The 12,629-nt window shown below is 61.0% G+C and carries 12 protein-coding genes; 3 read left to right on the plus strand and 9 right to left on the minus strand.

Annotated features, from left to right (window positions below):
• Nucleotides 1-6 precede the first annotated feature (6 nt).
• The 3 genes from IP90_RS03955 to IP90_RS03965 form a co-directional block, all read right to left on the minus strand.
• Nucleotides 7-579, minus strand: coding sequence for a dihydrofolate reductase family protein (locus IP90_RS03955; protein ID WP_144898332.1), 573 nt, complete (start codon nt 577-579; stop codon nt 7-9).
• A gap of 308 nt (nt 580-887) precedes the next feature.
• Complete coding sequence (locus IP90_RS03960) at nt 888-2,465, minus strand: N-acyl-D-amino-acid deacylase family protein (protein WP_144898333.1); 1,578 nt, start codon at nt 2,463-2,465, stop codon at nt 888-890.
• A gap of 415 nt (nt 2,466-2,880) precedes the next feature.
• Nucleotides 2,881-3,099 carry a polyprenyl synthetase gene (locus IP90_RS03965; protein WP_144898334.1) on the minus strand — a complete coding sequence of 73 codons (219 nt, stop codon included), beginning with the start codon at nt 3,097-3,099 and terminating at the stop codon, nt 2,881-2,883.
• 157 nt (nt 3,100-3,256) lie between these two features.
• Between IP90_RS03965 and IP90_RS03970 the strand changes: the two genes are divergently transcribed.
• Entirely contained in the window at nt 3,257-4,390 is a 1,134-nt protein-coding gene (locus IP90_RS03970; protein ID WP_144898335.1) for a DSD1 family PLP-dependent enzyme, read from the plus strand.
• 474 nt (nt 4,391-4,864) lie between these two features.
• Here the strand turns inward: IP90_RS03970 and IP90_RS03975 are convergent, their stop codons facing one another.
• Nucleotides 4,865-5,335: a hypothetical protein gene (locus IP90_RS03975; RefSeq protein ID WP_144898336.1), complete on the minus strand. Its 471-nt coding sequence runs from the start codon at nt 5,333-5,335 to the stop codon at nt 4,865-4,867.
• Nucleotides 5,336-5,555: 220 nt separating this feature from the next.
• Nucleotides 5,556-5,807, minus strand: a complete 252-nt coding sequence (locus IP90_RS03980) for a hypothetical protein (protein ID WP_144898337.1) — start codon at nt 5,805-5,807, stop codon at nt 5,556-5,558.
• Between the two features lie 301 nt (nt 5,808-6,108).
• Between IP90_RS03980 and IP90_RS03985 the strand changes: the two genes are divergently transcribed.
• A complete protein-coding gene (locus IP90_RS03985; RefSeq protein ID WP_144898338.1) occupies nt 6,109-6,342 on the plus strand; it encodes a hypothetical protein in 234 nt (77 codons plus the stop codon).
• 30 nt (nt 6,343-6,372) lie between these two features.
• Entirely contained in the window at nt 6,373-7,728 is a 1,356-nt protein-coding gene (locus IP90_RS03990) for a carbohydrate porin (protein WP_144898339.1), read from the plus strand.
• Nucleotides 7,729-7,937: 209 nt separating this feature from the next.
• Here the strand turns inward: IP90_RS03990 and IP90_RS03995 are convergent, their stop codons facing one another.
• The 4 genes from IP90_RS03995 to IP90_RS04005 all read right to left on the minus strand — a co-directional run bounded on the left by IP90_RS03995 (nt 7,938) and on the right by IP90_RS04005 (nt 12,576).
• Nucleotides 7,938-9,692, minus strand: a complete 1,755-nt coding sequence (locus IP90_RS03995) for a hypothetical protein (RefSeq protein ID WP_144898340.1) — start codon at nt 9,690-9,692, stop codon at nt 7,938-7,940.
• Nucleotides 9,693-9,765: 73 nt separating this feature from the next.
• Nucleotides 9,766-9,891 (minus strand): hypothetical protein, encoded by a 126-nt coding sequence (locus IP90_RS16905; protein ID WP_277874197.1) that lies wholly within the window; start codon nt 9,889-9,891, stop codon nt 9,766-9,768.
• A gap of 186 nt (nt 9,892-10,077) precedes the next feature.
• Nucleotides 10,078-10,665, minus strand: coding sequence for a hypothetical protein (locus IP90_RS04000; protein ID WP_206751902.1), 588 nt, complete (start codon nt 10,663-10,665; stop codon nt 10,078-10,080).
• Nucleotides 10,666-10,788: 123 nt separating this feature from the next.
• Nucleotides 10,789-12,576, minus strand: coding sequence for an NACHT domain-containing protein (locus IP90_RS04005; RefSeq protein ID WP_158635262.1), 1,788 nt, complete (start codon nt 12,574-12,576; stop codon nt 10,789-10,791).
• Nucleotides 12,577-12,629 lie beyond the last annotated feature (53 nt).

The raw sequence follows: 12,629 nt of genomic DNA on the forward strand, positions 1-12,629 counted from the left end.
ACGCGCTCATCGCGCGAAGCCGTACTGCAACACCACCGCATCCGGCGGATAGGACTTCGCCTGCTCAAGTACCAGCGCGCGCCGGCCGATGTCCGCAGGTGCGAACGAACGTCCGGCGCCGATCAACTGCGGGACGATGCGCAGGCGCAGCATGTCGACCTCGCCCGCGCGCAGCAGCGCGTCGCTCAGGGTCAGGCTGCCCCAGACGATGATGTCGCCATCCACCCGCGCGCGCAGTTCGCGCAGCGACGCCACGCCGTCGCCGCGCAGCACGGTGGCGGTGTCGCCGCGACCGCCCCAGGGGGCCGAGGACAGCGTGTTGGACACCACGTACTTGGGCGTGGCGTTGATCGGCGCGGCGACCGGCTCGCGTGCCGGGTCCGCGTCCGGCCAGTACGCGGCGAACATGTCGAAGGTGCGGCGGCCGAGCACGATCGCGCGCACCGACCCCAGCAGGCGCAGCTGTTCCTGGTCGACGGCATTGATGCTGCTGGCGTTCTCGAAGAAACCGATGCCGCCGTCCGGCTCGGCCGCATAACCGTCGGCGCTGATGATCTGTTCGACGATGATCCTGCCCATGGAGAGAGTCCTCGAGAGTGGTCACAGGAAAGACGCCCGGAGGGGATCGGAATCGACATCCTGCCTCCGGACCGGATCGAGCCGCAGGCTGGGTTGGTTCCACCAGCCCAGCGTCCGAAGCCGTCAAGCGCCGGGTTGATGAAGACCAGGTAGGGCGCATTGGCCGCAGGCGTAATGCGCCGGATGTCGCAACCTTCGGATAGCCATACGGCGCAATGCCCTTCGGCTATTGCGCCCTACGCCCTGCATCCGGACCGGGTCAAGCCGTCATGTGCTGGGTTGATGAAGCCAACCCAGCCTACGGCTCTTCAAGTGCCGCGCCGCAGCAGCTGGCCTGACCGCCCGACCGCCTCGCCGTTCTCGAACGCCGGCTGTCCATTCACCACCACCAGGTCGAAGCCTTCGGCCTGCAGGGTCGGATGCACGTAATCGGCCTTCGCGTGCACCCTGGCCGGATCGAACAGCACCAGGTCCGCCTTCGCACCCGGGCGGATCGTGCCGCGGTCGGACAGGCGCAGGATCGAGGCCGGCAGCGAGGTCGCCTTGCGCACCGCTTCCTCCAGCTCCACGCGCGGCTGCCTGACCACGAATTCCTCGATCCACTTGGCGTAGCTTCCGGCCGAGCGCGGATGACTGCCGCCGGGCGAGCCGTCGGTGCACAGCGCCACGTGCGGATCCAGCAGCACGCGGTCCTGCAGCGCGCGGTCCATCACGAAGTGCGCCGCCTGTCCGCCGCCGGGACCGATGTCGATCAGCGCGTCGGCGAATGGCTTGCCCTGCTCCGCCGCCACCTGTTCCAGCGTCTTGCCGGCGTGCGGTCCGGTGCCGAACAGCAGCGCGCCGGGACCGTTGCGCTTTTCCATGCGCTGCTGCAGGTACGCGCGCAGTTCGTCGCGACGCGACTGCACCACGCCGGCGTAGTCGGTGGGCGGCAGCGCCCACTCCGGGAACACGATCGCGACGCCGGTGTAGCTGGCCTCGTAGGGATAGGCGTCGGCGGTGAGCGGTTGCGTGGGCGTGCGTAGCGATTGCAGGAAGGCGAGCAGCGATTCCGCGGCGGCCTCGCCCTTGCCGTAGACCATCTTCAGGTGCGAGACGTGCGCACGCGCCGGACCGCTGGCGGCGACCAGTTCGCGGATGGAATCGCGCACGTCGTCGGCATCCTCGGAGCGCATGTGGCTCATCTCCACGCCATCGAAGCGGGCGATCACCGGTCCGAGGCTGACGAGTTCGCGCGTCTCCGCGTAGCGCCCGGGCACGTACTCCAGCCCGGTGGACAGGCCGAACGCGCCGGCGCGCAGGTCCTGTTCGAGGATCGCCTGCATCCGCGCCAGCTGGGCATCGCTGGGGCGGCGCGTGCCGTCGTCGATGCCAGCGCGACGGCGCAACGTGCCGTGACCGGACAGGGTGGCGACGTTGATGTCGGGCGTGGCACGGGCCACGGCGTCCATCCACGACGGCAGGCTGTCGGCCGCATGGTTCGCTCCGGGCAACGCGGGACTGCTGCCGTCCTCGCCCAGCACGATGGTGGTCACACCCATCGCCAGGTATTGCGTGTAGGCCTTCTCGAGCGGATCGCCGTGCGTGTGCAGGTCGATGAAACCCGGCGCCAGTACGCGACCGCCGCCTTCGACGATGCGCAGTCCGCGCGTGTCCTGATCGGAGACGCGGCCGATGCGCTCGATGCGTTCGCCACGCACGAGCACGTCGGTGCGCCGTCCCGGCTGGCCGCTGCCATCGACGAGCAGCACATCGCGCAGGACCAGGCCACGCGCCCCTTCTTCCTGCGCCGCGCACGCGGCCAGCATCGTCGGCATCAACGTGCAGGCGCTGCCTGCCGCCATCGCTGCCAGGATGTCGCGCCTGGACCAGGCGGAATCGCGCATCGTCTTGCCTCCGTAGCGGTGAGTGCCGGACACGTTAACCGATGCGGCCACCTGCTTTTCGCCCCGTCGGTAAGCAAGCAGATCCCGTAGGGCGCATTAGCCGCAGGCGTAATGCGCCAAATGTCGCGACCTCCGGACAACCATGCGGCGCAATGCCCGTCGGTTATTGCGCCCTACGCGGGCTGCTTTCATGCGTCCGGATGGTGGGCCGGGGGCCCACCCTACACAGGCGACATCGCGCGGATTCTGTAGGCGGGCTCAAGCCCTCCTTGCGGTCGTCATGCTGCCGACGCTGATCCCGTAGGGCGCATTAACCGCAGGCGTAATGCGCCGAACGTCGCAACCTCCGGATAGCCATGCGGCGCAATGCCCTTCGGTTATTGCGCCCTACGTGGGCTGACACCATTTCGCGCACTCAACGCTGCAGGCCGGCAACGATCTCCGACACGCTGAGCCCGAGTTCAAGCTGCACACGCACGTATTCGCGTTCCTTGCGGGACAACGTCCGGCCCACGGCGATGCGCACGTCCTCCGAATCCAGGATGCGCAGGATCCTGGGCATCGCCGAGCCTATCGTGTCGGGCCCGTAGCCCGCTTCGCGCAAGGCAGCGGAAATGAGTGCTTCAGCGTCCATGACACGTCCGGGATGATCTCGAGGCCTTGCATTGTGCATCGTGGGGAGCAAGTGGGGGGACCCGTTCCACCTGATGTCGTTTTTGAGGCACGAGCATCCAGCACGACCCGCCGCAGGTCGCTACAGTGCTCGCAGCCCATGCGCGGAGTCCGTATCCATGACCCATATTTCCGACCTCGACACGCCCGCGGCCCTGGTCGATGTCCCCCGCATGCAGGGCAACATCGACCGCATGCAGGCACGCATGGACAGGCTGGGCGTGAGGTTCCGCCCGCACGTCAAGACGAGCAAATGCCTGCCGGTGGTCCAGGCCCAGCTCGACGCCGGCGCGCGGGGCATCACCGTGTCCACGCTGAAGGAAGCCGAGGAATTCTTCGACGCCGGCATCGACGACATTCTCTATGCGGTGTGCATTGCCCCGGCCCGATTGCCCAGGGCACTCGCGCTGCAACGGAGGGGCTGCGACCTGAAGCTGGTCACTGACAGCGTCGCCGGCGCGGAGGCGATCGCCCGCTTCGGCAAGGCGCATGGCGAGGTGTTCGAGGCCTGGATCGAAATCGACACGGACGGGAACCGGTCCGGCATTCCGCCCGAGGGGGATGCGTTGCTCGCAGTCGGGCGCGCGCTGCACGACGGCGGCGCGCGCCTCGGCGGCGTCATGGCACATGCCGGGTCGAGTTACGACCACGATCGGCCCGAAGCGCTGCGGGCGGCCGCCGAGCAGGAACGCCACGGCACGGTCCGCGCCGCCGAGCGTCTGCGCCAGGCGGGCCTGCCCTGCCCCGTCGTGAGCGTTGGATCGACGCCGACCGCGTTGTCGGCGCAGGCGCTCGACGGCGTGACCGAAGTGCGCGCGGGCGTCTATGTGTTCTTCGACCTGGTCATGCTCAACGTAGGCGTGTGCACGATGGACGAGATCGCGCTCTCGGTGCTCACCACGGTCATCGGCCACCAGCCGGAGAAGGGCTGGGCCATCGTGGATGCCGGATGGATGGCCATGAGCCGCGACCGCGGCACGCAGAAACAGAAGCACGACTTCGGCTACGGCCAGGTGTGCATGGAGGACGGGACACCCATCGCGGGCTACGTCATGGACAGCGCCAACCAGGAGCACGGCATCCTCTGCCATGCCGATAGCATCGACCACGGCATCACCGAACGCTTCCCCGTCGGCACGCGCCTGCGCATCCTGCCGAACCACGCCTGCGCGACGGCCGCGCAGCACCCGGAGTACCACGCCATCTTTCCCGGCGACGAGGTCCGGACCTGGCCGCGTTTCTACGGGTGGTGAGGTGTTGGCCGGAAGCCAGCCTGGGCCGGTTGTCGGGACAAGGACCGTAGGCTGGGTTGGGCCGTAGGCTGGGTTGGCTCCACCAACCCAGCATCCGAGGCCGTCATGTGCTGGGTTGATGAAGCCAACCCAGCCTACGCTGCCGAAAATGCGGCAGCGACGGCACAAAAAGCGCCAACGGAAGGCGAATCGATCCCAGTCTGCGGCCCGGAAAGCGCCGACGCTGACGAAAAAAGCGCCGGCGCTGGCGCGATAAGTGCCGACGGCGGCGCGGAATGTGCCAACGGAGGCGCTTTTCGCATTGAACCCAAGCCGGGAAAGTGCCGTGCGTGACGCTTTTTTCGCCAGCGACGGCGCTTTTTGTGCCGGCGCAGGCGCAAAAAGCGCCGACGGAAGGACGGAAAGCCGCTCGGGAGCGGCTTTCCGGGTGAAGCGCGGCGCACAAAGCGCCGGTGGTGGCGCTAAATGTGCCGATCAGGACGCCGACGGCGGCACGGTCGGCGGGCGGGTCTTGTTGAATCGCCCCGAGAGTTCCCTGCGCAGCGCTTCAAGGCCCTGGTTGCGCCCGGCGACCTTCAGCAGCGCATAGCCCTCCAGCGCCAGCGACATCACGTCGCTGCCCAGCGCCGTTTCCGAATCCTCGGCGCGCTCGGCCAGTTTCTTCAGCCGCTGCAGGCGCGGACGCAGGCGATCCAGCGCCGCCAGATCCTCGACGGCGCCGGCCACGCCGATGCTGGCCGGCACCACCTGCGGGTTCTGCACCAGCACGCCCAGCGTCTGCCGGCAGAACTGCTCCGACTTGGCGCCCATCCGGTTCAATCCTTTGCGCTCGTCGCCGTCCAGTGCGACCAGATGCGCGAAGGCGTCTTCCAGCAGCGTCAACGCCTGGTCCGCCGCCGCCAGCTGCTCGTCGGTGAGGGTGAGGGAAATGAGGTTCTGCGACATCTGCAATCTCCATATGCATGAGTGAGCCCGGGCGGTCGCCTCGGGCGATGCAAAGGATCGGAGATCATGACCGGCCGCGCCGTCGGCGCATCGCGCGCCCACGCGTAGGAATTTCCTGAGATGGAGGTATGGCGGAACCCCCGAAGGAGATTCCGCCGATGCCCTCTCGCCGACCGGCAAAGGCGGAATCCGCTGCGCGGGTTCCGCCCTGCGAATGGCCTTACGGGACTTCGCAGGTCCAGATCGAAGACGCGGACCAGTAATTGTTCCGGCTGATGTGCGTGTACACCTCTTCGAGCGGCGTGCCTGCCTGCGCCTCGCACTTGGCGATGGCGTCGGCGCGGGCCATTTCCATCGCAAGGCCGGGGTCGTAGCTCAGGCCACTGCCGCTGACGTGAACCACAGCGGCCAGGGCCGAACCAGTGACACTCAACAGAAACGCCATAGCGATGGCGGCGGATCGCATCTTCATCTCTTCTCTCCCTTGGCGGTGGATCGAACGGATGCATTCGAGCACGCGCCACGGAGGCGATCGTGAAAATCAGGTAAGGCGCGTGTAAATCGAACGACTGCGACCCGCTACCGATGGCGAAGATGTGAGCGCTGTCTCGTTACATCCTGCATTACATGCGTGGACGCGAAACGCGGTTCGCGTCATGGCCGTTGCACGCGGATTCGCGTTTTCCGGCTCGACCACCACTTCAAGACGCTGATCGCGTAGGGCGCATTAGTCGAAGGCGTAATGCGCCGCATGCAACAACCTCCGGATAGTCATGCGGCGCAATGCCTTCGGTTATTGCGCCCTACGCGGGCTGGTGAGGGAAAGCGTGGATGCCGCCGAAACGGATGCGATCCGCCTGCACGTGCAGCGCCAGCACCTCTACGGCCCGGACCGGTTCCGCACGGCGATCGAAGCGCAGCTGGGACGGGCTGTCGGACCGGGGAAGACGGGTCGGCCGAGGAAAGCATCCTCGCCGCTCAGCGAGGCGTGGGAAAGTCGAACCTGACCCCTGTTTCACTTGGTCTAGACTCGCAGCATGAACATTTTCCTGCGCCGCTTCGGCTACCTGCTCCTGCTCGCCTCCACGCCGGCCTTCGCCGACGACCATTCCCCGCTCGCCGGCCCGTCGCTGGACCGCAAGACCGGCACCGGCGTGGTGTATTTCGCGACCGGCAACGACAGGCCCGGGCCGGGCGAGCGTTCGGCTTCCAGTGCAGTCGAGGACACGCTGGCGCGCGAGGACGGTATTCCGCAACCGGAAGCGACCCGCGGGCGCCTGCTGCCCGATTCGGACTTCAGCCTGTCGTGGACGAACTTCCTCACCTCGCCCGTGGCCGGCGATGGCGACGATCGCGCCAGGCTGGGCGGCAAGTTCGACGGATACGCGACAATCGCCGGCACCGACATCGGCCTGTGGACGGGGCTGTCGGTCAATGCGCATGCGGAGTTCGGGTATGGCCGCACGGTCGAGCCGCAGGGAACGGGCATGCTTCTCCCGGTCAATACCGCACTCGCCTTCCCCCGCCTCAACGATGAAGGCTTCGACCTGGCCCTGAACATCACCCAGCGTTTCGGCGACGCGTCGTTGACGGTGGGCAAGATCAACATGATCGACAACGCGGGCAGCACGCCCATCGTCCGCAGCGATGGACGCGAAGGGTTCCAGAACATTGCCCTGGCGGCGCCACCGACCTTCACTACGCCGCCCTCGATCTTCGGCGCCCTGCTCAGGATCCCGACCACCGCCGGCCCCATCGTGACGCTCGGGATCTGGGACCCGCACACTGCGGTCCGGCGCGCCCTGCCCGACGACCTGTTCGGCGACGGCGTGAACGGGATGGCGATGCTGACCCAGCCGGTGAACGTCCGCGGCAAACGCGGCTTCCAGAGCCTGATGCTGTCCTGGACCACGGAACGCGGCTTTGACCTCAATGACCTGCCTTACCTGTTCCTGCCGCCGGATAGCGATGTCCTGTTCCGGGAGGCACGCGGTGGCTACATCGCCCGCTACCAGTTCCAGCAGTTCATCTGGCAGGACCCGGACGATCCGTCACGCGGCGTGGGCGTCTTCGGACAACTGAGCTACGTCGATGACAACCCGCTGCCGGGCAACTGGAGCATGTCCCTGGGCATTACCGGCGATCCGCGGATCGCATCGCGTCCCGCCGACCGCTTCGGCGTCGCCTACTTCCGCACCTCGATGAGCGAAGTGCTGCGCGATGGCGTCGCACCGATCGTCAACCTCGGCGACGAACAGGGCATCGAAGCGTTCTACAGCTTCGCGATCGGAAACAACCTGGTCCTCACCGCCGACGCCCAGGTCATCGACCCGGCAGACCGCTCGCGCAGCACCGCCGCGTTCCTGGGCGCCCGCGCGCGGGTTACGTTCTGAGGATCGAACTAGGGGCGGGACTATAAGAGGATTCAATTACCTCCGTCCCTTTTTTGTTGCGCGCGGGGCCGTCAGATCGCGTAGCGCCGGATGTCGCAACCTCCGGACAGCTATGCGGCGCAATGCCCTTCAGTTGTTGCGCCCTACGCGGGCTGCCGCACGGACTCAAGCCACCTAACACAGGTAGTCAGGCCCAAGCCATAACTTCCTTAAGGCAGGCAATATATTCGGGGAATAACGCCAACATCCCTACATGCGTGTGCGAAAGAAGAGACTATCCAGTAGAACTGCGTGACGTTTCCTGTAACCGGTGAGCCAGACTTTATCTTTCTAAGCTCTCTAGATATTTGACCAAGAGATATAAAAGAACAAGCCAATACGCACACGCGCTCAAACCCATAGTTCGATACTAGGTGGCGTAAGAACGCTGGAAACTGGCCAGATCGTCTTCTAACACGCTGGATCGCCGTACCCTTTATGACCTTGCCATGCAGCGACTTTTCATACTTCGCGAGCATCTGGTCGACCGAAAAGTGCATGTTCCCCAAGTTCTTGATGGCCTGACCGACAACCACTTGAAGGGCGCTGGCAGAAGCAGAAACATCTCCATGTTTCGAGTGAATGAAATGGACAACACCAACTGACTTATTGAAGGATATGTGGTCCGCCCACTCGTTTCCCAAATCATCGCAGAACAAGAAGTCATCTTTCGCGTGAATCTTCTCGACGGCAGAGAACACGCTGCCGGCATCAAAATCTATCTGCGCGGCAACAAACGCTCCTTTTTCAGAGGTCATATCTACCAACTCGCTCCTCTCAACAAACAAGCCAAGTAGCGATTCTATTTCAGAGCTTCCAGATACATCCATGAAACATCGCTTTCCAAAGTACATGTATTTCGGATCGTCAAAGCAAATTGCGTAGGCACCATCTCTGTGGATGAACTTCTGCAACGTCATCGCTTCAGCACCATCGCCTAGAACCTTGACGCGCTGCAGGAGTTTGGCGTGGATCGTCAAACTCTTTCGGCCAGGTTTTCCCTTCAGCCAGGCATGCGCTTCATGACCAACGACCTTACCCTCATCGTCAAACTCATAAACCTTAGATATCAACTCCAGTAGTGATTTACGGGCAACGCCAACAATCTCAGCTAAGCCACCATTCTTCTTCTCTATGCACAACTTGATAGCACCCAGCTCAATCTTGTTAAGCAGAACTGATGTCTCAATGAGCAGCGACCTTGGAAGTATTTTCTGATCTATTTCTACACTCACGAGATCAACAGCACGTGCGAAGTTGCTCAAGAATCCATCGGCAGGCGCGCCCCGCGCCATCCGAGCCAGCTCTTGCCGTGCCCATAGCGCGATCTCGTCGATAGTTTGTCGATCTGAAAACTCAACCAATCTGCCAGCACCCAAGGTAACTGACTTGATGCTCGTTCCATCCTGGACACGCAAGTACGATGGTATTGAACGCCCCGCCGCATGCAACGATATAACTCCGCGCAGATCCATTGCTTCATACGACCGGAGTCGTATTGCCCGCTCAGAAACCGTCATGTTGCGGACATTTATTTTCTTGAACTCAGCAGTCTCCGTGTCCACAGAAGCTGCAAGGCTTTCAAAACCGATCTTTTCGAACTTTTCGTCGAGCGCTTCCGTCAAGTCGCCACAGTTTTTCTTTAGAACCACGATGTGATCGTCAATTTCGACAATAACCACAAAACCGTAGATGCGGTCTGTCAAATCATGACTGCTGTGGAAGTGAACTTCACGTTCCACCAAAAAAACGAGCGTGGAGTAAACATAATTGAGGCCTGCAACACTAACCCTAAAAACGGCATACTCATCGACGTCTTCTACAGCCCCCTCTCGCGCGGCTTCAAGGATAGCCGCTATTTCAGCGTCATCCGGTTGACCAACATAGAAGCGCGCGTTCCTCGATAATCTAAATTCACCAGGCATATCTCCCCCTCGTTGCCTGACTGCTAGAAGCTTTAAATCCGCTACATATTCCGCCGATACTCCCACCCACGTCCTACAACGTATGACTGACCTGCCCCCGCGAATGCGTCTTCACCGCCTCCATCAACGCCGAGAACACGTTCTTCCGGTCACGGGCGATCTTCTGCAGGTAACCCAGTCCATGCCCGTCATGGACCATCGGCGCCTCTTCGTCGGCATCAACCAGGCGGGCATGCGAGGTTTCGCCGCTCGGCGCCAGACCACGTAGGGCGTAATAGCCGCAGGCGTGATGCGCCGGATGTCACAACCTCCTAGCCATGCGGCGCGATACCCTTCGGTTATTGCGCCCTATGCGGGCACATGCCCGCCTCACGGCTTCCGCAACTCAGGCCATGCCAAGCCACCTTCGTGCGGCTTTATCGGCATCCTTGAGGTTGTCTCCATACGCCAGGCAACCGAACGCTGCGAACCCGCTCATGATCGCGTAGGCCCACGCGGCCCAAAGCGTTCCTCCTGCCAAGGCTCCTGTTACACAGAGGTATGCAAGCCAGAGCGAAATGGATGCGAGTACGAAATACAGAACATTAAGAGCTCGGACCGCAAACTTTCTCGCACTCGCGACCCGAAACCGCTTTCGTCGCCATGTCAGCTGGCCGGTTTCATCGTCCATGTCGAGAAAATCCCATGCGCCGGCAACTTCGAGTAGTGCGCGACCAGGCTGGGGGCTGCTCATCAATTGCCTGATAAGCGTTGCCGGAAGGTAGGCACCGAACACATGCCGGACCGCAACGGTTACCCACAGGTCGCTTTGGGCATCGTGACCTCTGAACAAATCCAGGAAGTCCCTGCGATCCTGGCTTCGGGAGCGCGTCAGGCTGAAGACACCCTTGGCCAAGGCAACACCAATCGCTACGACGACCAACGGGACGACCAGCCGTCCGTCAGCCAACTCCAGAAGTTTCTCGATCATCATGCCCCCACAAGAAGATCAGACCAGTAGGGCGCATTAGCCGCAGGCGTAGTGCGCCGGATGCTGCCAACCTCCGGACATCATGCGGCGCAATGCCCTTCGGTTATTGCGCCTTACGCCCACCTTTTACTTTCTGTCCGCAAAGGAGAAAACATCCCCTATCGCCTTTGCTCGTTCCCGTGATCTGGCGAGCATAGAAACGTATTCCCTACGGACCTCTTCAAAGGCACTCAAGCAAAATCCGCCAGGATAACTCCCAAGTTCCGCCCACAATGGTGACCTTTCTGAAACATCATCAAGGCGGATCGACTTGTCCTCAGCGAAGAATTCTCCAAGCTCTTCGCTTACTTTCTTAACACGACGCTGTCGCTGCGTGACGCAATTGTCATTCATAAATAAGAGCAGCGCCAATCGACGCCAGTGCCTAACCGAAAAACTGAGAGAATTCTCCTCATGCATATGTACGCGATCAAAAACCTGCATAAATATTCGCCGCCACCCAGCAAGCGACAGCTTGCGGCTTGGCGAAGGAAATAAATCCTTCAATCCAGGTATTAGGTAATTCTCCTCCACCAGCGCAGGACTCATCTCATGAAGCAACTTTAATACATTGTCCACCTCAAACAGCGGCTCCTGCTCTTTGGAAGACAACTGCTTGATGTACTGCTTCTGCAGAGACATATCTGCGTCATTTATAAAACGAGCGACAAAATATTCCTGAAATGACCTGTGCACAAAAGCAAGATCTAGCCCGTCCTCAATTAACAAGCAAACTGCCTGTCTCGCGTCCTGAAGAAAATCCTCAGGTGATATGCCAGGCATCCCAACAACACGTTGAGCTTGCTTCGCGAATCCGACCGCATCCACCATGGAAAAACGAAACGCTCGCTTGTTGTAAGTAATGGCGGAAAAAGTCGAGAATAGCCTGGCAAACTCATAGATATCCAACGAAGTCTGTCGCTCACGCCTATAGCCCGACTTTAAAGCATCGTGTTTCTGAAAAAGCGCCGTGTACGCTTGCTCATAAAAAGACGCAAACTTCTTTGGAATATCTGCTGAGTCGCCATAAGTCAGCAGCATGATTGATAGCAGCAGCGGGTTGGACAGAAAGTATTCATGAGTCCTGAAAAGCCCGCCTTTCAGCTTCGCAATGAATCTATCCTTTATCTCCTTATCATCGTCAAAGCGGATTTTCGCAATAAGCTCGCACGCTTCCTCAAGTTCGAGAGGCGCGATCCGCACACTTGAGAAGCTGTCCCACCCTTCGAGCACCATATCCGGGCGCGATGACAAAACTATCTGGCATGGGTGCTGTGTAGCGAGCTTTTTGATTGCAGCCTCAAGAACCTTCCGCTTTGATGCCACCACTTCGTCAAATCCATCCAGAAGAATGACCAGCAACCCTTCCTGGAGCGACCGAATCGCCAAAGATTCCGAAAGCGGGAATCCATGCTCCTTCATGAACCCGACGATCAATTTTTCCAGATCGACCTCTTCTAACTCATTAATGTTTCGCAGTTCGATGAAAACAGGGTAACCAACGCCGCGCTCAATCGCATCAAGCAATAGATAGCGCATAAATATTGTTTTCCCGGACCCGCCCGTTCCGGTAACAATCGCCCTCCTGCCCACCTTAAATAGAGAGGCAAGATTGGCTTTATCCACCCTTTGCCTACTGCCTCTTTGTATTGACGCTGGCACATAGAAATCTTCAATAAACTGCGGCTCGTCTCGAACAAAGAATGTGCGAGATCGACAATACTTCCTGATAACGTTAGTGCAATACTCAATGTGGCCGATTCGAAATTCGTATTGCGCGCGTTGATCAAGTTTATTTAGAACATCCTTAGCCAGCTCTATCCCCTTTGGTAGCAAGGTCAAAGCCTTATCAGAAATCCCCAAGTCGTTAACCATTACTCCCCCTGAACAATTCGTTGGCGATGCCGCTAACAGTTCGCAACAGAAAA

Origin of the sequence: Luteimonas cucumeris (genome assembly GCF_007830035.1) — a bacterium.
Taxonomy (GTDB): domain Bacteria; phylum Pseudomonadota; class Gammaproteobacteria; order Xanthomonadales; family Xanthomonadaceae; genus Luteimonas_C; species Luteimonas_C cucumeris.

Bases quoted from the DNA above. Each gene is read 5' to 3' on its own strand.
- IP90_RS03955 (WP_144898332.1), bottom strand. From the start codon at position 579: ATGGGCAGGATCATCGTCGAACAGATCATCAGCGCCGACGGTTATGCG.
- IP90_RS03960 (WP_144898333.1), bottom strand. From the start codon at position 2,465: ATGCGCGATTCCGCCTGGTCCAGGCGCGACATCCTGGCAGCGATGGCG.
- IP90_RS03965 (WP_144898334.1), bottom strand. From the start codon at position 3,099: ATGGACGCTGAAGCACTCATTTCCGCTGCCTTGCGCGAAGCGGGCTAC.
- IP90_RS03970 (WP_144898335.1), top strand. From the start codon at position 3,257: ATGACCCATATTTCCGACCTCGACACGCCCGCGGCCCTGGTCGATGTC.
- IP90_RS03975 (WP_144898336.1), bottom strand. From the start codon at position 5,335: ATGTCGCAGAACCTCATTTCCCTCACCCTCACCGACGAGCAGCTGGCG.
- IP90_RS03980 (WP_144898337.1), bottom strand. From the start codon at position 5,807: ATGAAGATGCGATCCGCCGCCATCGCTATGGCGTTTCTGTTGAGTGTC.
- IP90_RS03985 (WP_144898338.1), top strand. From the start codon at position 6,109: ATGCGGCGCAATGCCTTCGGTTATTGCGCCCTACGCGGGCTGGTGAGG.
- IP90_RS03990 (WP_144898339.1), top strand. From the start codon at position 6,373: ATGAACATTTTCCTGCGCCGCTTCGGCTACCTGCTCCTGCTCGCCTCC.
- IP90_RS03995 (WP_144898340.1), bottom strand. From the start codon at position 9,692: ATGCCTGGTGAATTTAGATTATCGAGGAACGCGCGCTTCTATGTTGGT.
- IP90_RS16905 (WP_277874197.1), bottom strand. From the start codon at position 9,891: ATGGTCCATGACGGGCATGGACTGGGTTACCTGCAGAAGATCGCCCGT.
- IP90_RS04000 (WP_206751902.1), bottom strand. From the start codon at position 10,665: ATGATGATCGAGAAACTTCTGGAGTTGGCTGACGGACGGCTGGTCGTC.
- IP90_RS04005 (WP_158635262.1), bottom strand. From the start codon at position 12,576: ATGGTTAACGACTTGGGGATTTCTGATAAGGCTTTGACCTTGCTACCA.